At 69.5% G+C, this 23094-nt stretch carries 21 protein-coding genes; 10 read left to right on the top strand and 11 right to left on the bottom strand.

What is annotated here, in order from left to right; translation table 11 throughout:
* Positions 1–87: 87 nt before the first annotated feature.
* Entirely contained in the window at positions 88–510 is a 423-nt protein-coding gene (locus ACH5A8_RS11495; RefSeq protein ID WP_399000509.1) for a heme-binding protein, read from the bottom strand.
* Between the two features lie 153 nt (positions 511–663).
* Positions 664–1872, bottom strand: a complete 1209-nt coding sequence (locus ACH5A8_RS11490; protein ID WP_399000507.1) for an MFS transporter — start codon at positions 1870–1872, stop codon at positions 664–666.
* A gap of 138 nt (positions 1873–2010) precedes the next feature.
* On the opposite strand from ACH5A8_RS11490, the gene ACH5A8_RS11485 reads away from it, so the two are divergent.
* Together ACH5A8_RS11485 and ACH5A8_RS11480 are read left to right on the top strand one after the other, a co-directional pair.
* Positions 2011–2475 carry a MarR family winged helix-turn-helix transcriptional regulator gene (locus ACH5A8_RS11485; protein WP_399000505.1) on the top strand — a complete coding sequence of 155 codons (465 nt, stop codon included), beginning with the start codon at positions 2011–2013 and terminating at the stop codon, positions 2473–2475.
* A gap of 40 nt (positions 2476–2515) precedes the next feature.
* Positions 2516–2968: a GNAT family N-acetyltransferase gene (locus tag ACH5A8_RS11480; protein WP_399000503.1), complete on the top strand. Its 453-nt coding sequence runs from the start codon at positions 2516–2518 to the stop codon at positions 2966–2968.
* Positions 2969–3041: 73 nt separating this feature from the next.
* On the opposite strand, the gene ACH5A8_RS11475 is transcribed toward ACH5A8_RS11480, so the two are convergent.
* Both ACH5A8_RS11475 and dnaB read right to left on the bottom strand, forming a co-directional pair.
* Complete coding sequence (locus ACH5A8_RS11475) at positions 3042–4427, bottom strand: serine hydrolase domain-containing protein (protein ID WP_399000501.1); 1386 nt, start codon at positions 4425–4427, stop codon at positions 3042–3044.
* 71 nt (positions 4428–4498) lie between these two features.
* Positions 4499–5977 (bottom strand): replicative DNA helicase, encoded by a 1479-nt coding sequence (dnaB, locus tag ACH5A8_RS11470; protein ID WP_399000499.1) that lies wholly within the window; start codon positions 5975–5977, stop codon positions 4499–4501.
* A gap of 459 nt (positions 5978–6436) precedes the next feature.
* Between dnaB and ACH5A8_RS11465 the strand changes: the two genes are divergently transcribed.
* Complete coding sequence (locus ACH5A8_RS11465; protein ID WP_399000498.1) at positions 6437–7774, top strand: MATE family efflux transporter; 1338 nt, start codon at positions 6437–6439, stop codon at positions 7772–7774.
* Positions 7775–7968: 194 nt separating this feature from the next.
* Here the strand turns inward: ACH5A8_RS11465 and rplI are convergent, their stop codons facing one another.
* From rplI to rpsF, 4 genes are all read right to left on the bottom strand, one after another.
* Entirely contained in the window at positions 7969–8415 is a 447-nt protein-coding gene (gene rplI, locus ACH5A8_RS11460) for a 50S ribosomal protein L9 (RefSeq protein ID WP_009189554.1), read from the bottom strand.
* Positions 8416–8433: 18 nt separating this feature from the next.
* Positions 8434–8670 carry a 30S ribosomal protein S18 gene (gene rpsR, locus ACH5A8_RS11455; RefSeq protein ID WP_003949403.1) on the bottom strand — a complete coding sequence of 79 codons (237 nt, stop codon included), beginning with the start codon at positions 8668–8670 and terminating at the stop codon, positions 8434–8436.
* 81 nt (positions 8671–8751) lie between these two features.
* Positions 8752–9333, bottom strand: a complete 582-nt coding sequence (locus tag ACH5A8_RS11450; RefSeq protein ID WP_399000495.1) for a single-stranded DNA-binding protein — start codon at positions 9331–9333, stop codon at positions 8752–8754.
* A gap of 77 nt (positions 9334–9410) precedes the next feature.
* Positions 9411–9701: a 30S ribosomal protein S6 gene (rpsF, locus tag ACH5A8_RS11445; RefSeq protein WP_019324683.1), complete on the bottom strand. Its 291-nt coding sequence runs from the start codon at positions 9699–9701 to the stop codon at positions 9411–9413.
* A gap of 288 nt (positions 9702–9989) precedes the next feature.
* On the opposite strand from rpsF, the gene ACH5A8_RS11440 reads away from it, so the two are divergent.
* The 3 genes from ACH5A8_RS11440 to ACH5A8_RS11430 all read left to right on the top strand — a co-directional run bounded on the left by ACH5A8_RS11440 (position 9990) and on the right by ACH5A8_RS11430 (position 12783).
* Positions 9990–10310, top strand: a complete 321-nt coding sequence (locus ACH5A8_RS11440) for a hypothetical protein (RefSeq protein WP_399000493.1) — start codon at positions 9990–9992, stop codon at positions 10308–10310.
* Positions 10311–10519: 209 nt separating this feature from the next.
* Positions 10520–11641 carry a peptidoglycan bridge formation glycyltransferase FemX gene (gene femX, locus ACH5A8_RS11435; RefSeq protein WP_399000491.1) on the top strand — a complete coding sequence of 374 codons (1122 nt, stop codon included), beginning with the start codon at positions 10520–10522 and terminating at the stop codon, positions 11639–11641.
* Positions 11642–11751: 110 nt separating this feature from the next.
* Complete coding sequence (locus ACH5A8_RS11430; protein WP_399000489.1) at positions 11752–12783, top strand: alanine racemase; 1032 nt, start codon at positions 11752–11754, stop codon at positions 12781–12783.
* 84 nt (positions 12784–12867) lie between these two features.
* Here ACH5A8_RS11430 and ACH5A8_RS11425 read toward each other — a convergent pair whose 3' ends face one another.
* Both ACH5A8_RS11425 and ACH5A8_RS11420 read right to left on the bottom strand, forming a co-directional pair.
* Positions 12868–14376 (bottom strand): glycosyltransferase family 87 protein, encoded by a 1509-nt coding sequence (locus tag ACH5A8_RS11425; protein ID WP_399000487.1) that lies wholly within the window; start codon positions 14374–14376, stop codon positions 12868–12870.
* Between the two features lie 107 nt (positions 14377–14483).
* Complete coding sequence (locus ACH5A8_RS11420; RefSeq protein WP_399000485.1) at positions 14484–17222, bottom strand: transglycosylase domain-containing protein; 2739 nt, start codon at positions 17220–17222, stop codon at positions 14484–14486.
* 398 nt (positions 17223–17620) lie between these two features.
* Between ACH5A8_RS11420 and ACH5A8_RS11415 the strand changes: the two genes are divergently transcribed.
* The 4 genes from ACH5A8_RS11415 to ACH5A8_RS11400 all read left to right on the top strand — a co-directional run bounded on the left by ACH5A8_RS11415 (position 17621) and on the right by ACH5A8_RS11400 (position 21450).
* Complete coding sequence (locus tag ACH5A8_RS11415) at positions 17621–18304, top strand: PadR family transcriptional regulator (RefSeq protein WP_399000483.1); 684 nt, start codon at positions 17621–17623, stop codon at positions 18302–18304.
* Between the two features lie 44 nt (positions 18305–18348).
* Positions 18349–19431, top strand: coding sequence for an inositol-3-phosphate synthase (locus ACH5A8_RS11410; RefSeq protein ID WP_399000481.1), 1083 nt, complete (start codon positions 18349–18351; stop codon positions 19429–19431).
* Positions 19432–19527: 96 nt separating this feature from the next.
* Entirely contained in the window at positions 19528–20805 is a 1278-nt protein-coding gene (locus ACH5A8_RS11405; RefSeq protein ID WP_399000479.1) for an MFS transporter, read from the top strand.
* Positions 20806–20919: 114 nt separating this feature from the next.
* Entirely contained in the window at positions 20920–21450 is a 531-nt protein-coding gene (locus ACH5A8_RS11400; protein ID WP_399000477.1) for a hypothetical protein, read from the top strand.
* 115 nt (positions 21451–21565) lie between these two features.
* Here the strand turns inward: ACH5A8_RS11400 and ACH5A8_RS11395 are convergent, their stop codons facing one another.
* On the bottom strand, positions 21566–23032 hold the full coding sequence (locus ACH5A8_RS11395) for a CCA tRNA nucleotidyltransferase (RefSeq protein WP_399000475.1): 1467 nt from the start codon (positions 23030–23032) through the stop codon (positions 21566–21568).
* Between the last annotated feature and the right edge of the window lie 62 nt (positions 23033–23094).

The raw sequence follows: 23094 nt of genomic DNA, 5'->3' as shown, positions 1-23094 counted from the left end.
ACACGTGACCGTCGGCCCCGCGTTCTTCGCGGGGCCGACGGTCATATCGCCGACGGTCATGTCACGGGGAGCCGTCGTGGGTGCTCGTCAGGCGAGCGTCTCCAACGCGGTGACGGCGAAACCGTGGTCCTGCTCCGGTGCGCCGCCGCCCACACCGATGGCCCCGATCAGCCGACCGTCGCGGCGCACGGGCACACCGCCCGCGATGAACAGCAGCGGCCTGTCGAGCGCGGTGGGCAGGGTGTGGAAAGCGCCGCCCGGCTGCACGGCGTTCACCAGGTCGGCGGTGGGGGCGTCGAGCTGCAGGGCCGTGTAGGCCTTGCGGGTGCTGGTCTCACCGGAGATCAGGACGGCCCGGTCGTCACGGCGGAAGGCGAGCAGGTGCCCGCCCGCGTCCAGCACGGTGACGCTGACCGCGACGCCGGAGGCCTCCGCCGCCCGGTGGGCCGCGGTGACGAGGGCCTCCGCGTCCTGGATGGTCAGCGGGGCCACGGCGGTGGTGGTGCTCATCTGGGGAATTCTCCTCAAGGGTGGTGCCAAGTGCACGGGGGTGGTGGGTGGGGAGGATCAGCCGGGGCGTGGATCAGGACGGCAGCCCCAGCCCGGAAGGGGCAGCGGCCCTGGCCTGCCGTACGGTCGCCGGCCGGTGCCGGACGCGGTCCCTCACTGCTGGACGGCGATCGGCTGCTCGGCTCGGGCGGCGGACGCGACGACCGCGCTCGGGGCGCCGGCACGGCGTTCCAGAGCGGCGGAGAGGACCGCGAGCACCAGGGCTCCCGCGGCGAGGGCGGCTCCGACCCAGTTGGGCGCCGTGTAGCCGAAGCCGGCCGCGATGACGAGGCCGCCGAGCCAGGCGGAGAGCGCGTTGCCGAGGTTGAAGGCGCCGATGTTGAGGGCCGAGGCCAGCGTCGGGGCGCCGTGCGCCTGGTCCAGGACGCGCTTCTGCAGGGGCGGCACGGTCGCGAAGCCCAGGGCGCCGATCAGGACGATGGTCACGGCCGCCGTGACACGGCTGTGCGCGGTGAGCGTGAAGAGCGCGAGAACGACGGCCAGGGCGCTCAGGGAGACGTACAGCATGGGCATCAGGGCCCGGTCGGCGAACCTGCCGCCGATGAGGTTCCCGGCGACCATGCCGAGCCCGAAGAGGACCAGCAGCCAGGTGACCGAGCCGTCGGAGAAGCCGGCGACGCGGGTCATCATCGGCGCGATGTAGGTGACGGCCGCGAAGACACCGCCGAAGCCGAGGACGGTCATCGCCATGGCCAGCAGCACCTGCGCGTTCTTCAGCGCGGCCAGCTCGTGCCGCAGGTGAACGCCCTCGGGCCTCGGCAGGTCGGGCACCAGCTTGGCGATGCCTGCCAGACCGACGACACCGAGCCCGGCGACCACGGCGAACGTGACGCGCCATCCGGCGGACTGCCCGATCAAAGTGCCGAGCGGGACGCCCACGACGTTGGCGACCGTCAGGCCGGTGAACATCATCGCGATGGCGCCGGCCCGCTTGTGCGGTGCGACGAGCTCGGCCGCGACCACGGAGCCGATGCCGAAGAAGGCGCCGTGGGCCAGTGAGGCGACCACGCGGCCGATCAGCATGACCGAAAAGGCGGGGGCCAGCGCCGACAGCACGTTCCCCGCGATGAACAGTCCCATCAGCAGCATCAGCATCCGCTTGCGGGAGATCTTCGTGCCGAGCACGGTCATCAGCGGGGCACCGAACATGACGCCCAGCGCGTAGCCGGTCACGAGCAGACCGGCCGTGGGGATGGAGACCCCGAAGTCGTGGGCGACCTCCGGGAGCAATCCCATGATCACGAACTCGGTCGTGCCGATTCCGAAGGCCCCGATCGCGAGGGCCAGAAGCGCGAGAGGCATGAGGGGCTACCTTCCCAACGATTGCAGGTGCGCTTTACGTGCTCAGACAATAGTTGCACACGCGGGCTAATGGCAAACGATGGATATCGCGGTGTTGCCCTATCCTGGACGCAGTCCCACGGGATGGAGGAAACGCCCATGACAGCGACGGACCCCTCGCTCACCGCGCTCGCCCAGGGCTGGTGCGCCCTCTCCCTGCTGCACGGGAGGATCGAGACTCACATCGAACGCGCCCTCCAGACCGGGCACGGACTGAGCGTGCGCGAGTATTCACTGCTCGACGTCCTCAGCCGACAGCACGACGGCGACGGCGGCCACCTGCAGATGAAGCAGGTCGCCGACGCGGTCGTCCTCAGCCAGAGCGCCACCACCAGGCTCGTCACCCGGCTCGAGGACCGCGGACTGCTGGAGCGCTATCTGTGCCCCACCGACCGGCGCGGCATCTACACCAACGTCACCGAGGCCGGCCTCGCACTCCTGGAGGAGGCCCGGCCGGCCAACGACGCCGCGTTGCGGGAGGCGCTGAACGCCGCCGCCGAGAACCCGGAGCTGGCACCGCTGGTCCGCGTCGTCGAGTCGTTGCACGCGCCCGCTCCCGCGTGACGCCCCCTCGGCACCCGACGCCTCGCGTAGGGTGCCGAGCATGGGAGATCTCGAAATACGCGCCGCCGGCCCGGACGACGTACCCGCCATCGTGGGCATGCTCGCGGACGATCCGCTGGGCGCCCGGCGCGAGTCACCGGACGACCTCACGCCGTATCTGGCCGCTCTGGAACGGCTCAGCGCCGATCCGAACCAGCGTCTGGTGGTCGCCGTGCGCGAGGGCCGGATCGTCGGCACGCTCCAGCTCTCGGTCATTCCCGGGCTGTCCCGGCGAGGCGCCACCCGGTCGGTCATCGAGGGCGTCCGTGTCCACGCCGACGAACGCGGCAGCGGTCTGGGCACCCGGCTCGTCGAGTGGGCGATCGAGGAATCCCGCCGTGCGGGCTGCCAATTGGTGCAGCTGACGTCGGACAGGTCCCGCACCGACGCCCACCGCTTCTACGAGCGGCTGGGGTTCGAGGCCTCCCACGTGGGCTTCAAGCTGCCCCTGTGACAGCCGCCGATCCGGGTGGGACATTTCGTGTTTCACGTGAAACGGCCCCACCCGCCGTTCGTCTCGCGGGGCCCTACCCGATGCCCCGCCACCCCTTCGGGTCCACGCCGCCGGGCACCTCGGCCCCCTCGTCGTAGGGCTGACGGGTGAAGACGAACGATCCGAGGTCCAGATGGTCCACGGAGCCGTCCGCCCGCCGTACGGGCCTCAGCGTCTCCCCCGCGTAGTAACCCTCCAGCCCCGTCCAGGTCCCGTCGCCCTCGGACCGGAACCGCGCACCGCGGCCGTTGCCGGACAGCGGCTCCAGGGCGATCAGCCCGTCGGCGCCCAACCGCAGGCCGAAGGCGTACGTCCCCCAGTACCACTGCCCCACCAGCTCCAGCACCGCCGGATCCACGTCCCGCGACGGCCGCCAGGGCTCCGGGATCCGCGGTTCGGCGTCGGCGACGATCCGGACGAGGTCGGCGCCCACCGTGACGGCCGGCACGCCCGAGGTGCAGTTGACCAGCACGACGGCGGCCACGTCGTCCTCCACCGCGAGGGTCAGCGAGGCGACGAAGCCCGGCAGCGAACCCGAGTGCCCCACGAGCAGCCGCTCGCCCGACCGGCGCAGTTCGAGTCCCAGCCCGTACGCGTACCCCGCCACCACGTCCGCCTCCTGGGGCGGAGCCGCGGGGGTGCGCATCTCCCGCAGCGAATCGGCGCCGAGGACCCGGTCGTCGCCCCGGGCGAGGAAGGCCGCGAAGCGGGCCAGGTCCCCCGTCGTGGACCACAGTTGACCGGCAGGAGCCATCCGGCCGAGGTCCTCGGCGGGCTCGGGCAGCATCACGTCGGCCCAGGGGTGCACCGCCCAGCCGCCCGCGTGCGGTGCCTGCGGCCGACCGCCGGTGCGGCGCAGCCCCAGGGGCTCCAGTACCTCCCGTCGCAGGACGTCCTCCCACGGGGCGCCCCGCAGCTTCTCGACCAGTGCTCCCAGCACCGTGTAGCCGGGGTTCGAGTAGTGGAACCGCCGGCCGGCCGGGTGCCGCAGGGGCTGCTCGCCCAGGACGTCGGAGAGTTCGGGGCGCAGGGCGCCGGGCGTGCGCTCCCACCAGGGCGCGGGCGACTCGGCGGCCAGGCCGGCCGTGTGCGCCAGCAGGTCGGCGACCGTGGCCTCCCCCGCGCCGGTGCCGGGCAGGTGCTTCTCCAGCGGGTCCCCGAGATCGAGCAGGCCCTCGTCACGCAGCCGCAGGACGAGTACGGCGGTGAAGGTCTTGGTGATCGACCCGATGCGGTACTGGGTGTTGTCGTCCGGCGCGTGACCGTCCACGGACGTGCGCGCACCGTGCCAGACGGTCCGCCCGCCCCGCACGACCGCCGCGACGAGCGACGGCGCCCGCCCTTCCGCCTGGGCCAGGGCGATCCGGTGCGACAAGGCACGGCGGGTGCCGGGAAGCAGCTCATCCTGAGGTGTCGTCATGCCCCCAGTCCACCGGGTCGACCGGCGCGCGTCGAGCTCATTTCGGCCCACGCCGTGCCGCGGCACGCCGATCAGGTCTGCGCCATGTCCACGAACCGGGAGTAGTGGCCCTGGAAGGCGACCGTGATGGTGGCGGTCGGGCCGTTTCGGTGCTTGGCGACGATCAGGTCGGCCTCGCCCGCGCGCGGCGACTCCTTCTCGTAGGCGTCCTCGCGGTGCAGCAGGATGACCATGTCGGCGTCCTGCTCGATGGAGCCTGACTCACGCAGGTCGGAGACCATCGGCTTCTTGTCGGTGCGCTGCTCGGGTCCGCGGTTCAGCTGCGAGAGCGCGATGACCGGGATCTCCAGTTCCTTGGCGAGCAGCTTGAGGTTCCGGGACATGTCCGAGACCTCCTGCTGACGGCTCTCGGCGCGCTTGGAGCCGCCGGACTGCATCAGCTGGAGGTAGTCGATGACGACCAGCTTGAGGTCGTTGCGCTGTTTGAGGCGTCGGCACTTGGCGCGGATCTCCATCATCGACAGGTTCGGGGAGTCGTCGATGTAGAGCGGGGCGGCCGATACGTCCGGCATCCGGCGGGCCAGCCGGGTCCAGTCCTCGTCGGTCATCGTGCCCGAGCGCATGTGGTGCAGGGCGACCCGGGCCTCCGCCGACAGCAGGCGCATCGCGATCTCGTTGCGGCCCATCTCCAGGGAGAAGATGACGCTCGGCAGGTTGTGCTTGATCGACGCGGCCCGCGCGAAGTCCAGCGCAAGCGTCGACTTGCCCATCGCGGGGCGGGCCGCGATGACGATCATCTGACCGGGGTGCAGACCGTTGGTCAGCGAGTCGAAGTCGGTGAACCCGGTGGGTACGCCGGTCATCTCGCCGCTGCGGGACCCGATCGCCTCGATCTCGTCGAGCGCGCCCTCCATGATGTCACCCAGCGGCAGGTAGTCCTCGCTGGTGCGCTGCTCGGTGACCGCGTAGATCTCGGCCTGGGCACGGTTGACGATCTCGTCGACGTCGTCGTCGGCCGCGTAGCCCATCTGGGTGATGCGGGTGCCCGCCTCGACCAGGCGGCGCAGCACCGCGCGCTCGTGGACGATCTCCGCGTAATACGCCGCGTTCGCCGCCGTCGGGACGGTCTGCACCAGGGAGTGCAGATACGAGGCGCCGCCCACCTTGTTGATCTCGCCGCGCTTGGTCAGCTCGGCGGCGATGGTGATGGGGTCGGCCGGCTCGCCCTTGGCGTAGACGTCGAGGATCGCCTGATAGATCGTCTCGTGGGCCGGCTTGTAGAAGTCGTGCCCCTTGAGGATCTCGACGACGTCGGCGATGGCGTCCTTGGACAGCAGCATGCCGCCGAGGACGGACTGCTCCGCGTCGAGGTCCTGCGGGGGCACGCGCTCGAACGAGGAGCCTCCGCCTTCCCAGGTGGCGTTGTCCCGGCCGCGGTCGTGCTGTTCGTCCCGGCCGCGGCCGCCGTCGGGGCGTCGCCGGGAGGCGGGCAGACGATCACTGGGACCGCTGTCGGCCCAGGGGTCGTCCAAGGGCTCGGAAATGCTCACCGAGCCACCTCCTCCCGTCCGCCGAGCGGACCTCGCCGTGCTTCTCTTCTTCTACGGCACGGCACTGACAAATCGGAGGCCCGACTCCACTTCCTCGCGTCTTTTCGGGACGGTTCACAAGCCGTGCGGGAGGAGCGGGCGCCGGACCACGGTAGGCCCCCGGGCACCGTCAGCCAATCTGGTTATCCACAGGCCATGTGGACGACTGGCCCGATGCTGTGGAGAACTCGGCGAAACCTGTGCACGACTCAGTGGACAGCGCTGTGAACAAGACCTCTCCCCTTGCCGCCAAAACCCGCTGACCTGGGAAGTTGCCGTCCACGGGCTGTGCAGAAGAAAAACTTCCCCGCTCGGGCCGACTTGACTTCGAACGAGGCGTACACGTGCACAACGCGCAACGATCTGTAAGGATCACAGCGGCTTTGCATCACTTACCTGTGGACGACTAGATTGATGCCCATGACACAGGCCCCCGCACGCCGTACGGTCACCCGTCGACGGCCCGACCGAGAGATCGCCGCACTGGCCCTCCCGGCCTTCGGCGCACTCGTCGCCGAGCCGCTCTTCGTGATGGCCGACAGCGCGATCGTCGGCCATCTCGGCACAGCGCAACTCGCCGGACTCGGTGTCGCCTCCGCCCTTCTGACGACAGCCGTCAGCGTCTTCGTCTTCCTGGCCTACGCCACCACGGCCGCCGTCGCGCGCAGAGTGGGCGCCGGTGATCTCCAGGCCGCCATCCGTCAGGGCATGGACGGCATCTGGCTGGCGCTGCTCCTCGGCGCCGCGGTGATCGCCATCGCCCTTCCCGCCGCACCCGCCCTGGTGGACCTCTTCGGCGCCTCGCACACAGCCGCTCCGTACGCGACGACGTATCTGCGCGTCTCGTCCCTCGGCATCCCCGCCATGCTCGTCGTACTGGCCGCGACCGGTGTCCTGCGCGGACTGCAGGACACGAGGACACCGCTCTACGTCGCCGTCGCGGGCTTCGTCGCCAACGCCGCCCTCAACGCCGGCCTCGTCTACGGTGCCGGACTCGGCATCGCGGGTTCCGCCTGGGGAACCGTCATCGCCCAGTGCGGCATGGCCGTGGTCTACCTCGTCGTGGTCGTCCGCGGAGCGCGCAGGCACGGCACGTCCCTGCGTCCGGACGCGGCCGGCATCCGGGCGTCCGCGCAGGCGGGCGTTCCGCTGCTCGTCCGCACTCTCTCCCTGCGCGCCATTCTGATGATCGCCACCGCGGTCGCCGCCCGGCTCGGCGACGCGGACATCGCCGCGCATCAGATCATCCTGTCCCTGTGGAGCCTGCTCGCCTTCGCGCTCGACGCCATCGCGATCGCCGGGCAGGCCATCATCGGACGCTTCCTGGGTGCCGGAGACACCGACGGCGCACGGGAGGCCTGCCGGAGAATGGTGCAGTGGGGCATCGCGGTCGGTGCGGTCCTGGGCCTGGCGGTGATCGTGGCCCGTCCGGTGTTCCTGCCTCTGTTCACCGGTGACGCCACCGTGAAGGACACGGCTTTGCCCGCGCTGCTCGTGGTGGCGCTCTCCCAGCCGATCTGCGGTGTCGTCTTCGTCCTCGACGGTGTGCTGATGGGCGCGGGCGACGGCCCGTACCTGGCCGCGGCGATGTTGCTCACCCTGGCGGTCTTCGCTCCGGCGGCTCTTCTGGTGCCCGTGTTCGGCGGCGGCCTCACCGCATTGTGGGCGGCGATGACGCTCATGATGGCCGTCCGCCTGCTCACCCTGTGGCTGCGCACCCGTTCGGGCCGCTGGCTGGTGACCGGCGCGACACGCTGACCCCGGCACTCCCCGAACCTCGCCTTCCGCAGGACCGCTTCAGGGTGTTTCACGTGAAACGTCGCTGCGCTTCGCGCCGTTCCACGTGGAACACACCGACACGTCTTCCGGGCATCGACCGGCCGGGGGCACGAAGAGGGGCCGTACCCGGTGGGTACGGCCCCTCTCTCAGCTGACGCAGCCGAGCACGGCGATCAGGCCGCGACAACCTCGATGTTGACCTTGGCGGCAACCTCGGGGTGCAGACGCACGGACGTCTCGTGGGCGCCCAGGGTCTTGATCGGCGTACCCAGCTCGATGCGACGCTTGTCGACCTCGGGACCACCGGCGGCCTTGATCGCCGAAGCGACGTCGGCCGGCGTGACGGAACCGAAGAGACGGCCGGCGTCGCCCGAGCGGACGGCCAGGCGGACCTTCACACCCTCGAGCTGGGCCTTGATCTGGTTGGCCTGCTCGATGGTCTGGATCTCGTGGATCTTGCGAGCGCGACGGATCTGCTCGACGTCCTTCTCGCCGCCCTTGGTCCAGCGGATGGCGAACTTCCGCGGGATCAGGTAGTTGCGAGCGTAGCCGTCCTTGACGTCGACGACATCGCCGGCGGCACCGAGGCCGGAGACCTCGTGGGTGAGGATGATCTTCATGATTCGGTCACCCTTCCCTTAGCGCGCGGTGGACGTGTAGGGCAGCAGCGCCATCTCACGGCTGTTCTTGACGGCCGTGGCGACGTCACGCTGGTGCTGCGTGCAGTTGCCGGTCACGCGGCGGGCACGGATCTTGCCGCGGTCGGAAATGAACTTCCGCAGCATGTTCGTGTCCTTGTAGTCCACGTACGTGACCTTGTCCTTGCAGAAAGCGCAGACCTTCTTCTTAGGCTTGCGCACAGGCGGCTTCGCCATGGTGTTTCTCCTGTGTGATCAAGAAGTGTGGGTACGACCCGCCCTCGACCCGGCCCGGTCCGTGGGGACCGGCGCTGAGGTCTAGAAGGGCGGCTCGTCCGAGTAGCCGCCACCGCCGCCGGAGCCGCCGCCCCAGCCGCCGCCACCCTGGTTGCCACCGGCGGGAGCGCCGGTCGCCCACGGGTCGTCGGCCGGAGCACCGCCGCCCTGCTGGCCGCCACCGGGGCCGCCGCCCCAGCCGCCGCCCTGCTGGCCGCCACCGCCGCCGCCGTAACCGCCCTGGCCACCGCGAGCGCCACCGGAGGTCTTGGTGACCTTGGCCGTGGCGTTGCGCAGGCTGGCGCCGACTTCCTCGACGTCCAGTTCGTAGACCGTGCGCTTGACGCCCTCACGGTCCTCGTAGGACCGCTGCTTCAGCCGGCCCTGCACGATCACGCGCATGCCTCGCTGGAGCGACTCTGCGACGTTCTCCGCCGCCTGGCGCCAGACCGAGCAGGTCAGGAACAGGCTCTCGCCGTCCTTCCACTCGTTCGTCTGACGGTCGAAGGTGCGGGGCGTGGACGCGACACGGAACTTCGCGACCGCCGCACCGGAGGGGGTGAAGCGCAGCTCGGGGTCGTCGACAAGATTGCCGACGACCGTGATGACGGTCTCGCCTGCCATGGGGGTACCTCTCGGCGGGTTTGCTGCTGGCTGCTGGTGCTGCTACTCGGATCCCGAGGCCGGCTGAGCCGAGTGGCTCAGTGGGTCTCGGGGCGGAGGACCTTGGTCCGGAGGACCGACTCGTTCAGGTTCATCTGGCGGTCGAGCTCCTTCACGACCGCAGGCTCGGCCTGCAGGTCGATGACCGAGTAGATGCCCTCGGGCTTCTTCTTGATCTCGTACGAGAGACGACGACGGCCCCAGGTGTCGACCTTCTCGACCTTTCCGCCGCCGTCACGGACGACAGAGAGGAAGTTCTCGATCAGCGGGGAGACAGAGCGCTCCTCGAGATCGGGGTCGAGGATGACCATCACCTCGTAGTGACGCATGTGGAACCCACCTCCTTTGGACTCAGCGGCCACGGTCGTTCCGTGGCAGGAGGGTTGTGATGCGTACGCAATCGTGTCCGCCAGTAAAACAGCCGGCACTGACAAACGGGGTCGACCGGCGGAATCGTCAGGTTGTCCTCGCGGACCACGGGTCGGCAGACACGGGTGCAGAGGGTACAGAGTACCCGCCCCCGCGCTTCCGGTTGAAATCGGTGCGTCGTTCCCGGCAATCTGGACACCTCGGGTGTGTACGGCGCTACGATGCGCCGCCTTTCGCAGGAGGTGCCCATGGCACAGACGATGCGACCGAACGCCGCCGGCAACGGCCTCTTCGCCACGGACGGCAAGCCCCATCCGCTCCAGGACACCTTGCTGCTGGTGACCCTGGTGCTGGGCCTGACCGCGTTCGTCACCGGACTCACCGCTCCCGGCCTGCACCTGCTCAGTTCCTGGGCGGGCCTGGTGGGCATCATCACCGGCGCGTACGGCCAGTGGATCTCGGTGACGACGCGCCAGCGCTTCGGGCTGATCCTCGGCCTCGGCGCCTCCGCCATCGGCTTCTTCCTCGGCATGTGGCACGGCGGACCCTTCGGTGGTGTCGTCGGCTGACACCGGTCGCACCGACACTCCTCGCACGGGGACGTCCGCCGAGCGGCGCGGACGCCCCCGCGGCGAGCCCGCGCAGCGCCCCGGTGGCGACGGGCCGGGACGAAGGTGGTGTGCGGCCAGTCTGCGCGCTCCCCTGGCGCAGTAGGCTTCGGCGCGAGAGCCGGAGCCCCTGAACCCATGGGGACACGCCAGCCCGAGGAGCGCCCCGAATGAGCCTGACCCTGAGGACCATCAGTCGAGAGCAGCATCTGGCCTACATCCAGAGCCTGCCGGCGGCGAGTCACATGCAGGTCCCGGCATGGGCGGACGTGAAGGCGGAGTGGCGCTCGGAGAACCTCGGCTGGTTCGACGACCGTACGGGTCAGATGGTCGGCGCCGGCCTCGTGCTGTACCGCCAGCTCCCCAAGATCAAGCGCTACCTCGCCTACCTGCCCGAGGGCCCGGTCATCAACTGGTTCGCGCCGAACCTGGAGGACTGGATCCAGCCGATGCTGGCACACCTCAAGCAGCAGGGCGCCTTCTCGGTGAAGATGGGCCCGCCGGTGATCATCCGGCGCTGGAACGCCGAGACCATCAAGCGCGGCATCCAGGACGCGGACGTCAAGCGTCTGCGTGACCTGGAGGCGGACTTCATCGAGCCCCGCGCCTTCGAGGTCTCCGACAAGCTGCGCCGCATGGGCTGGCAGCAGGGCGAGGACGGGGGCGCCGGCTTCGGCGACGTCCAGCCGCGCTACGTCTATCAGGTGCCGCTGGCCAACCGGTCCCTGGAAGAGGTGCACAAGAACTTCAACCAGCTGTGGCGCCGCAACATCAAGAAGGCCGAGAAGGCCGGCGTCGAGGTCGTCCAGGGCGGCTACTACGACCTCGAGGAATGGCAGCGGCTCTACGAGATCACGGCGGTCCGCGACCACTTCCGGCCCCGTCCCCTGTCGTACTTCCAGCGCATGTGGTCGGCCCTCAACACCGAGGACCCCAACCGCATGCGGCTGTACTTCGCCCGGCACAACGGGGTGAACCTGGCCGCGGCGACGATGCTGATCGTCGGCGGGCACGTCTGGTACTCCTACGGCGCCTCCGACAACATCGGCCGTGAGGTCCGTCCCTCGAACGCGATGCAGTGGCGGATGCTGCGCGACGCCTACGCCTTGGGCGCCACGGTGTACGACCTGCGCGGCATCTCGGACTCGCTGGACGAGACCGACCACCTCTTCGGCCTGATCCAGTTCAAGGTCGGCACCGGCGGGCAGGCGGCCGAGTACCTCGGCGAGTGGGACTTCCCGCTGAACAAGCTGCTCCACAAGGCGCTCGACATCTACATGTCGCGCCGCTGACCCGCACCCACCGCCCCGCCCCCGCCGAAGGCGTCCCCGTCTTGGGCGGCGCCCGTCCCATCCACCTCTGACGACACACCGCAACCAGGAGAAAGGTCCCAGGTCCGGCCATGGCGCTCACGCTCTACGTCGACACCGCGCGCTGGCGTGCGCACCACAAGCACGTGCAGGAGCAGTTCCCGGGGCTGGTCCCGGTCTGCAAGGGCAACGGCTACGGCTTCGGACACGAGCGACTGGCGGAGGAGGCCACCCGGCTCGGCTCGGACGTCCTCGCCGTCGGCACGACGTACGAGGCCGCGCGGATCAAGGACTGGTTCGGCGGCGACCTGCTGGTGCTGACGCCCTACCGGCGCGGTGAGGAGCCGGTGCCGCTGCCCGACCGGGTGATCCGCTCCGTGTCGTCCATCGACGGCGTCTACGGCCTCGTCGGGGCCCGTGTGGTCATCGAGGTGATGTCCTCGATGAAGCGGCACGGCGTCAGCGAGCAGGAACTGCCGCAGCTGCACGCCGCCATCGAGAACGTCCGGCTGGAGGGCTTCGCCATCCACCTGCCGCTGGACCGCACCGACGGGTCGGACGCCGTCGAGGAGGTCATCGGCTGGATGGACCGGCTGCGCGCGGCCCGGCTGCCGCTGCACACCATGTTCGTCAGCCACCTCAAGGCCGAGGAGCTCGCGCGGCTGCAGCAGCAGTTCCCGCAGACCCGCTTCCGCGCCCGCATCGGCACCCGGCTGTGGCTGGGCGACCACGAGGCCACCGAGTACCGCGGCGCGGTCCTGGACGTCACCCGGGTGGCCAAGGGCGACCGCTTCGGCTACCGGCAGCAGAAGGCCGCCTCCGACGGCTTCCTGGTGGTCGTGGCGGGCGGTACGTCGCACGGCGTGGGCCTGGAGGCCCCCAAGGCCCTGCACGGCGTCATGCCGCGCGCCAAGGGCGTCGCACGGGCCGGCCTCGCCACGGTGAACCGCAACCTCTCCCCGTTCGTCTGGGGCGGCAAGCAGCGCTGGTTCGCCGAGCCGCCGCACATGCAGGTGTCGATCCTCTTCGTGCCCTCCGACGCGCCGGAGCCGAAGGTCGGTGACGAGCTGGTGGCCCATCTGCGGCACACCACGACGCAGTTCGACCGCATCCTGGACCGCTGAGCGGCACGCCCCCGGCTCACGCGAAAGGCCGTACCCGGAAGCCCCGGGTACGGCCTTTCGCGTGAGCCGACGGACCGCGTTCGCTCAGAGCGAACGGTCTTCGGGTGAGACGGCGGGCTCGGCGGCCCACTCCGCCCGCGTCCCCGCGTAGGGGCCCGCATGGCGCGGCGCGCGGGCCGACGTGCCGAGGACGAAGACGTCCTCGGCGCCGTCCAGCACACCGCCCGAAGGGTCGTCGTCGCCCGCGCCGCGCACCACGTCCCGCTCCGGCATGAGGATGTCGCGCACCACGACCGCGCACAGGTACAGCGTTCCCGCCAGGTGCACGATGATCGCCCAGTGGTAGCCCTCGGTCGGCAGTCCCTTGTGGGCGTCCCCGCTGGTCGTGTACGCGAGGTACATCCAGATCCCGAGGAAGTACGCCACCTCGCAGGCCTGCCAGATCAGGAAGTCCCGCCACTTCGGGCGGGCCAGCACGGCCAACGGGACCAGCCACAGGACGTACTGCGGCGAGTAGACCTTGTTGGTGAGGATGAAGGCCGCCACGATCAGGAAGGCGAGCTGGGCGAAGCGCGGCCGGCGCCGGGCGGTGAGCGTCAGTGCCGCGATGCCCAGGAAGCAGACCACCACCAGCAGCGTGGCCATGGTGTTCACGAAGTCGGTGCTGGGCGGATTGCTCGACTCCTGGGCGATGACCAGCCAGAAGGAGCCGAAGTCGACGCCCCGGTCGTGGCTGAACCGGTAGAACTGCCACCAGCCGTCGCCGGCGAAGGCCATCACCGGCAGGTTCACGACCAGCCAGGCGACGGCCGCGCCCCCCAGGGCCCTGCCGAACTCCCGCCATCTGCCCGCACGCCAGCACAGCACCAGCAGGGGGCCGAGCAGGAGCACCGGATAGAGCTTGGCGGCCGTGGCGAGCCCCAGCAGGACACCGAAGGCGACGGATCGCCCGCGGGACCACATCAGCATCGCGGCGGCCGTCAGGGCGACCGCCAGCAGGTCCCAGTTGATGGTCGCGGTCAGCGCGAACGCCGGCGCCAGGGCGAGCAGCAGGCCGTCCCACGGCCGCCGGGCGTGCGTCCGCACCACGCACACGGTGATGACGGCCGCGCAGACCATCAGCATCCCGGCGTTGACCATCCAGTACCACTGTTCCTGGTGCTGCAGGGTGCCGCTGTGCGGGGTCAGCCAGGAGGCGACCTCCATGAACACGCCGGTGAGCACCGGGTACTCGAGGTACGGCATGTCGCCGGGCAGCTTGTCGAAGTAGGGCACCAGGCCGTCGGCGAAGCCGCGTCCCTGGTAGAGGTGCGGGATGTCCGAGTAGCAGGCCTTCGTGTACTGCGAGCTGGCGCCGAAGAACCAGGCGCTGTGGTAGCAGGGCGCCTTCTGGACCAGGCCGAGGGCGAACATGCCGATCGCGACGAGGGCGACCACGCGCACCGGGGTCCACCAGGACCTCCCGAGCAGGGCACGCCGTCCGATCGGGCCACCGATCAGCTCGCTGCCGGCCGCGGCGACCTCGTCCTCCCGGGTCGGCAGCACCGGTCCGGGCTCGTGCGCGCTCGCTTGCGTCGATTCAGCACTGGGCATGCGGACATCCTGCCGTACGTGCCTGGGGATACGCCGTGGGCCGCCGCACCTGGTGGGTGCGGCGGCCCATGTTTCACGTGAAACGCCCTGATCGGACAGTGCTGCGGCTAATTGCCGAAGACGCCTCCGCGTCCCCCGTTGCCCCAGGTGCTGCCCTGGTCGCTGCCTTCCCCTGTCGTCTCGGAGGACGTGGGCGACGGGAGGGTTCCTCCGTCTGCGCCGCCGTTCCCGCCGTCGCCGCCGTTCCCGCCGTTTCCACCGCTGCCGTTGTTGCCGCCGTTGCCGTTGTTGCCGCCCTGCTGCCCCCCGTTGTCGGAGCAGCCGAAGAAGCCGCATTCCGATTCCGACGGCGAGGGCGGCGCACTGCTGGGCGTCTTGCTCGGTGTGGCGGACTCGGTCGGCGTCGGGCTGGACGACTGGCTCGGGGTGACCGAGGGGCTGGGGGTGGGGCTGGGCGCGGCGTTGACGACCTCACCGATCGGCTCGGGCGTCGGGAACTGCTTCGCCGGCTGGCCCTCCAGCGCCTGGAGCATGTAGTCGTGCCAGATCTCGGACGGGAACGAGGCGCCGTGGATCTGCTTCTGGGCGCCCGTTCCGTACATCTCGAGGAACTTGCGCGACTTGGTGTCCGCGTTGTCGTCGATCCGGAACATGCTGATCGCGGTGGACAGCTGCGGGGTGTAGCCGACGAACCAGGCGGACTTGTTGCCGTCGGTGGTTCCGGTCTTGCCGGCCACGTCGCGTCCCGGCAGCTGGGCGTGGGTGCCGGTGCCCTTGTCCACCACGGTCTTCAGCACGTCGCTGACGTTGTCGGCGATCTTGGCGGTGAAGGCGTCCTTGGTCTTGGTCTCGTGCTTGTAGACCCGCCCGTCCTTGCTGTCGACCTCGGTGACCGAGAACGGGTCGTTCTGCTTGCCGCTGGCGGCGAAGGTCGCGTACGCGCCCGCCATGCGGATGGCGCTGGGGTCGGAGATGCCGATGGAGAACGACGGGAAGGTGGTGCCGGTCAGGCTGTCCTCCAGCACACCCGCGTCCACCGCGGCGTCCTTGACCTTGTCCAGGCCCACGTCCATGCCGAGCTGCACGAAGGCGGAGTTCACCGACCACTGCATCGCCTCGCGGAGGTCGATCATGTAGTCGGGCGCCTTGCCGACGGAATCGTGGCCGTCATTGGTCTGCAGCCACTCCTCGCCCTTCTCGTTCCTCCAGACGGACCCGTCGTACTTCTTGATCTTGAGGCCGTTCAGACCGCTGAAGCGGCTCTTCGGCGAGACCAGGGTGCGGGTCTCCGGCCCCTGCGTCGGCCCCTTGTTCGGGTCGCGGACTCCGTCGCGCATGGCCGCCGCCAGCACGAACGGCTTGAAGGTCGAGCCGACCTGGGCGCCGGTGGCGTCGGCGTTGTTCGTGAAGTGCTTGGTCGCGTCCTCGCCACCGTAGATCGCCACGATGGCACCGGTCGCCGGGTCCACCGAGGCGCCGCCGAACTGGACGTACTTGTCGGTGTCCGGGCGCAGCTTGGGCTTGATGTTCGCCTTCTGGACCTTGGTGACGGCGGCGACCAGCTCGTTGACCTTCTTCTTGTCGAAGGTCGTGTGGATCTGGTAGCCGCCCTGCTGCAGGTCGTTCGCGGTGATCTTCGTGTTGTGGATGATGTACGCCTTGGCGAGGTCGACGAGATAACCGACCTGGCCGCTCAGCCGTGTGTTCGACCGAGGGTTCTGCCACTTGGGGAGCTTCGTGTACTTCGCGCGCTCCGTGGGGCTCAGATGCCCGTACTCGACCATCTTGTCGAGCGTGTCCTGCATCTGCGTCTCGGCGCGCTTCGTGTTGGCCTCGGCGGTCGCGTTCGGGTCGATGGAGGTCGCACCCGCCGGGTCGTAGTACGTGGCGCCCTTGAGCATCGCCGCGAGGAAGGCGCACTGGCCCGCGTTCAGGTGCTTGGCGTCCGTGTTGAAGTACGCGCGTGAGGCCGCCTGAAGACCGTAGGCGCCGCGCCCGTAGTACGACGAGTTGAGGTAACCCGCCATGATGTCTTCCTTGTGGACCTCCGCGCCGACCTTGATCGCGACGAAGATCTCCTTGAACTTCCGGGAGATGGTCTGCGACTGGTCGTCCAGCATCGCGTTCTTGACGTACTGCTGGGTGATGGTCGAACCACCCTGGGTCTGTCCGCCCCGCGCCATGTTGAAGAGGGCGCGTGCGATGCCCTTCGGGTCGATGCCGCTGTCGGTCTCGAAGGTCTTGTTCTCCTGCGAGATGACCGCGTACCGCATGTTCGCGGGAATGTCCGAGTAATTGATGATCTGGCGGTTGATCTCACCGCCCGTGCGGACCATCTCGGTGTTGTCGGACCAGTAGTACACGTTGTTCTGAGCGGTGGCCGTCTTCGCGGGGTTGGGCACGTCCACCATCGCGTAGCCGATGCCCGCCACCGCCACCAGGCTCCCGATGAAGCCGATGAACAGCCCCGTCATCAGCTTCCAGGAGGGCATCCAGCGGCGCCAGCCGAACTTGCCGGCGCGCGGGTAGTCGATGAACCGCTTCTTGGCGGGCGGCCCCGGACGGCCCCGGCCGCGCCCCGGTCCGCCGGGGTCGGCACCACGGCGCCGGCTGCCTCCGCGCTGTGCCGCCCGGCGGGCCTCGGCGCGCCCGCCATAGGCGCGCTCCTCACCCCCCGAGCCGTACGAGTCCGATCCTTGGGAACCGGCCCCATAGGAATCAGCGGGAGATCCGGTGGCCCCTCGCGGAGCCGCACGGCGGCCGGAGGACGAACCGGAGGGGCCGCGTCGGGCCGCGGCACGTCCGCCTCCCTGCGGCTGCTGCGGTTTGCGACGGTGCTCGCTCATCGAACGATTACTCCTCGGGCAGGCGCACAGGCGCGCGCCTGGAAACGGCGGCTGGTTTCCGGTCCCCCCGAAGTACGGATGTGGTCGGTCGCACATTCATCCGTACTGCACCCAGGACGAGGACGTCCCCAGGCGTCATTCGGTTCCCGGTGGTGTACATGGCGCACAGACTACGCACCGGCAAAACCCTCCGAGCTCCGAAGTTCACCCCAAATCAGGCAACTTGGCTCCAATGAAACAGTGATGTGATCCCGTTCACCATGCCCCCTCTTGTCGCGCGGGGTCGGCCGTTCTATCGTCGTGATGTATCGAGTCGATACATCAGCGCGAGATAAAGACCGTCACGGCACCCGGGGTGGCATCCGACACCACCGGGTCGCGGCAGAGAGGAGGCGACGATGGGCCGGCGTTCCGGAATCCTTGAGTTCGCCGTACTCGGCCTGCTCCGCGAGTCCCCGATGCACGGCTACGAGCTGCGCAAACGACTCAATACGTCACTGGGGGTGTTCCGTGCGTTCAGCTACGGGACGCTCTACCCCTGCCTCAAGACGCTGGTCGCGAGCGGCTGGTTGACGGAGGAACCGGGGAACACCGCCGAGGACGCGCTCGCCGCTCCGCTCACGGGACGACGCGCCAAGATCGTCTACCGGCTGACCGCGGAGGGCAAGGAGCACTTCGAGGAGCTGCTCTCCCAGACGGGCCCCGACACCTATGACGACGAGCACTTCGCCGCGCGTTTCGCCTTCTTCGGGCAGACGTCGCGCGACGTGCGCATGCGGGTGCTCGAGGGCCGCCGCAGCCGGCTGGAGGAGCGCCTGGAGAAGATGCGCGCCTCCCTCACGCGCACCCGGGAACGCCTCGACGACTACACCCTCGAGCTCCAGCGCCACGGAATGGAGTCCGTGGAGCGCGAAGTGCGCTGGCTGAACGAGCTCATCGAGAGCGAGCGGGCCGGACGGGACCTCAAGGGGTCCGCCGCCGGGGGAACCGCTCAGCAGGACACCACATCTGGAGCGACGGGCGGCCTGCCCCGGTCCGGGGAGCCCCCCCGGCCGGATACGCCCGGCGACACCGTCACGTGATGCCCGGTCAGGGCTTCACCGAGTACACACAGGGAGCAACCGGAATGGGTTCGGTTCGCGTAGCCATCGTCGGCGTGGGCAACTGCGCCGCCTCGCTGGTGCAGGGCGTCGAGTACTACAAGGACGCCGACCCGGCGTCCAAGGTCCCGGGCCTGATGCACGTGCAGTTCGGCGACTACCACGTGGGTGACGTCGAGTTCGTCGCCGCCTTCGACGTCGACGCGAAGAAGGTCGGCCTGGACCTCGCGGACGCCATCGGCGCCTCCGAGAACAACACGATCAAGATCTGCGACGTCCCCTCCACCGGTGTGACGGTCCAGCGCGGCCACACCCTGGACGGCCTGGGCAAGTACTACCGCCAGACCATCGAGGAGTCCGCCGAGGAGCCGGTCGACGTCGTCCAGATCCTCAAGGACAAGCAGGTCGACGTCCTCGTCTGCTACCTGCCCGTCGGCTCCGAGGACGCGGCGAAGTTCTACGCCCAGTGCGCCATCGACGCCAAGGTCGCCTTCGTCAACGCCCTTCCGGTCTTCATCGCCGGCACCAAGGAGTGGGCGGACAAGTTCACCGAGGCGGGCGTCCCGATCGTCGGTGACGACATCAAGTCCCAGGTCGGCGCCACCATCACGCACCGCGTCATGGCGAAGCTGTTCGAGGACCGCGGTGTCGTCCTGGACCGCACCATGCAGCTGAACGTCGGCGGCAACATGGACTTCAAGAACATGCTCGAGCGCGAGCGCCTGGAGTCCAAGAAGATCTCCAAGACGCAGGCCGTCACCTCTCAGATCCCCGACCGGGACCTCGGCGAGAACAACGTCCACATCGGCCCGTCCGACTACGTGGCCTGGCTCGACGACCGCAAGTGGGCCTACGTCCGCCTCGAGGGCCGCGCCTTCGGCAACGTCCCGCTGAACCTGGAGTACAAGCTCGAGGTCTGGGACTCCCCGAACTCCGCCGGTGTCATCATCGACGCCCTGCGCGCCGCGAAGATCGCCAAGGACCGCGGCATCGGCGGCCCGATCCTCTCCGCGTCCTCGTACTTCATGAAGTCCCCGCCGGTCCAGTACTTCGACGACGAGGCCCGCGAGAACGTCGAGAAGTTCATCCGCGGCGAAGTCGAGCGCTGACGAGCCACTCACCGAAACCGCTCCTGCCAGGGCTGAGAGGTCCCCGGAGGCACCGTGGTGCGTCCGGGGACCTTCCCGTATGTGAGGCTGTGCCTCATGGCCGTCGTCCGTGACCTGCGTGTCCTGCTGCGCCTGCGGGACTTCAGGCGTCTGCTCGCCGTACGACTGCTGTCCCAGAGCGCCGACGGCGTCTACCAGGTGGCCCTCGCCACCTACGTCGTCTTCTCGCCGGAGCGCCAGGCATCGGCCGCCGCGGTCGCCTCCGCCATGGCGGTGCTGCTGCTTCCGTACTCCGTGATCGGCCCGTTCGCCGGCGTCCTGCTGGACCGCTGGCGACGCCGCCAGGTGTTCCTCCACGGCAATCTGGCGCGTGCGGTGATGGCGGCCGCCACGGCCACGCTGATGGCGGCCGGCGCCGCTGACTGGCTGTTCTACGTGTCCGCGCTGTGCGTCACCGCCGTCAACCGCTTCGTCCTGTCCGGTCTGTCGGCCGCGCTGCCGCGGGTGGTCGACGCGGAGCGGCTGGTGATGGCCAACTCCCTGACGCCCACCGCGGGCTCCCTGGCCGCGTTCGCGGGCGGCGGTCTCGCCTTCCTCATACGCCTGACCGGCGCCGACTCCGACACGGCCGTGGTGCTGCTGGGCGCCGCTCTCTATCTGTGCGCGGCGCTCGTGTCGCTGCTCCTGGCCCCGGAACTGCTCGGCCCGGACCGCCGCCCGGCTCGTCCGCGGCTGTCCACCGCGCTGACCGGCACCGTCCGTGATCTGGCGGCGGGCGTACGGCACCTCGCCGAGCCACCGCGCCGGGCAGCCGCGAGGGCGCTGGCCGCGATGACGCTGATGCGGTTCTGCTACGGCGCGCTGACCGTGATGGTGCTGATGCTGTGCCGCTACGGCCTGACGTCGAGCACCGGTGAGGGACTGCGTCTGCTCGGGCTGGCGTTGGGGTTCTCCGGTGCCGGGTTCTTCGTGGCCGCGCTGGTGACGCCCTGGGCGGCGGGACGGTTCGGCCCCCTGTGGTGGATCGTCGTGTGCGCCGGCTCCGCCGCCGTCCTCGAACCCGCTCTCGGCCTGCCGTTCGCCGCCGGTCCGCTGCTGGTCGCGGCATTCGTCCTGGGGCTGACCACCCAGGCGGCCAAGATCGCCACGGACACCGTCGTGCAGTCGCGGGTCGATGACGGCTTTCGCGGCCGGATCTTTTCCCTCTACGACGTGCTTTTCAACGTCGCCTTCGTCGGCGCCGCGGCCGTCGCCGCGCTGATGCTGCCGCCGGACGGCCGGTCGACGGCCCTGGTGATCACGGTCGCCGCGGTCTACGGAGCGGTTGCGGTGGCTATCGCCCGGTATGAGCGCCGCTCAGTGTCACATCAATGACACAGACCCCCTGTGGAGTTCAGGGTTGTCAGTGGGGGCCTGTAGCTTACGTGCGTCTTATTTCGACGCCATGTTCGCGTCATCGTGCCTATGTTCTCTAGGGGGACTCTTCAAGTGACCACTCCGCCGCCGCCCCAGGGCCAGAATCCGTACGCCCAGGCGCCCACCGCTCCGATGGGGCAGCAGCCCGGTCAGCCGGGAGTCGTCCCCCCGCAGCCCTACCCGCCGCAGCAGCCGTACGCCCCGTTCCCGCAGCAGCAGGGCGCTCCGGTTCCCCCGCCGCCGCCCGCGCCGGCGAAGCGCGGCGGCAAGAAGGCCCTGCGCATCGTCGGCGGCATCCTCGTCGCCGTCCTCATCGGCCTGCTGAAGTTCGGCGGCGCCCTGGGCCTCGGCTGGTTCCTGAGCCGCGACGACGCGGAGACCACCTCGGTGGGCTCCTGCATGCACAACGACGGCACCATGTCCAAGCCCGACCTCAACGACGTCGACTGCTCGTCCGACAAGGCCGAGTACAAGGTGGTCGAGAAGTTCGACGGCTCCACCGACGAGGACAAGTGCAAGGCTGTCACTGACGCGACGATCTCCTACGTCCAGTACGGCGGCGGACACGATGTCGTGCTCTGCCTGAAGGAAGCCAAGAAGTAGCTCTACCGCTCATGACGAAGGGGCGATGTTTCACGTGAAACATCGCCCCTTCGTCATGCACAGGCAGGTCTCCGGCCGGGGTCGTGTTTCACGTGAAACACGACCCCCCCGTCGATCAGTTCTGCTGGGCCCACCACTCCTTCAGAGCCGCCACCGCCGCGTCATGCTCCATCGGCCCGTTCTCCAGACGGAGCTCCAGCATGTGCTTGTAGGCGTTCCCGACCGCCGGACCAGGCTTGATCCCCAGGATTTCCATGATCTGGTTGCCGTCGAGATCCGGACGGATGGCGTCGAGCTCCTCCTGCTCCTGGAGCTCGCCGATGCGCTCCTCCAGACCGTCGTACGCCCGGGAGAGCGCGGCCGCCTTGCGCTTGTTGCGCGTGGTGCAGTCGGAACGGGTCAGCTTGTGGAGGCGGTCGAGGAGGGGACCGGCGTCGCGGACATAGCGTCGGACGGCGGAGTCCGTCCACTCGCCGGTGCCGTAACCATGGAAGCGCAGGTGCAGCTCGACCAGGCGCGAGACGTCCTTCACCAGCTCATTGGAGTACTTCAGTGCGGTCATGCGCTTCTTGGTCATCTTCGCGCCGACCATCTCATGGTGATGGAAGGAGACCCGGCCGTCCTTCTCGAACCGGCGGGTGCGCGGCTTGCCGATGTCGTGCAGCAGCGCGGCCAGCCGCAGGGTGAGGTCGGGGCCGTCCTTCTCCAGCGCGACGGCCTGCTCCAGGACGATCAGCGTGTGGTCGTAGACGTCCTTGTGCCGGTGGTGCTCGTCCCGCTCCAGCCGCAGGGCGGGAAGCTCGGGCAGCACCCGGTCGGCGAGTCCGGTCTCGACCAGCAACGTGAGGCCCTTGCGCGGGTGTGCGGACAGGACCAGCTTGTTCAGTTCGTCCCGAACCCGCTCGGCCGAGACGATCTCGATACGGCCGGCCATCTCCTTCATCGCCGTGACGACCTCGGGGGCGACCTCGAAGTCGAGCTGAGCGGCGAAACGCGCGGCCCGCATCATGCGCAGCGGGTCGTCCGAGAAGGACTCCTCGGGCGTGCCCGGGGTGCGCAGTACCCGTGCCGCCAGATCCTCCAGACCCCGGTGCGGGTCGATGAAGTGCTTCTCCGGCAGCGCCACCGCCATCGCGTTGACGGTGAAGTCGCGCCGGACGAGGTCCTCCTCGATGGAGTCGCCGTACGACACCTCGGGCTTGCGCGAGGTGCGGTCGTACGCCTCCGACCGGTAGGTCGTCACCTCGATCTGGAAGCACCGCTCGGCACCTTCGACACAGGCCTGCTTCTGCGCGCCGACCGTGCCGAAGGCGATGCCGACCTCCCACACCGCGTCCGCCCACGGCCGCATGATCTTCAGTACGTCCTCGGGGCGGGCGTCGGTCGTGAAGTCCAGGTCGTTGCCCAGCCGGCCGAGCAGCGCGTCCCGGACCGAGCCGCCGACCAGGGCGAGGGAGAACCCGGCCTCCTGGAATCGGCGCGCGAGGTCGTCGGCGACAGGGGCCACTCGCAGCAGTTCGCTCACCGCGCGCTGCTGTACCTGGCTCAGGGCGGGGGAGGTGTCATCGTTGGCGTTCGGCACAACAGAAGAGGGTACGTGGCCGGGGTGCCCGGCCGCTTCGCGGAACCGGCCGCCCGACCGGC

The sequence above is a fragment of the Streptomyces sp. NPDC018610 genome, from assembly GCF_044391765.1.
In the GTDB taxonomy this organism is placed as follows: Bacteria; Actinomycetota; Actinomycetes; order Streptomycetales; family Streptomycetaceae; genus Streptomyces.
This window is presented reverse-complemented; position numbering and strand designations above follow the sequence as displayed.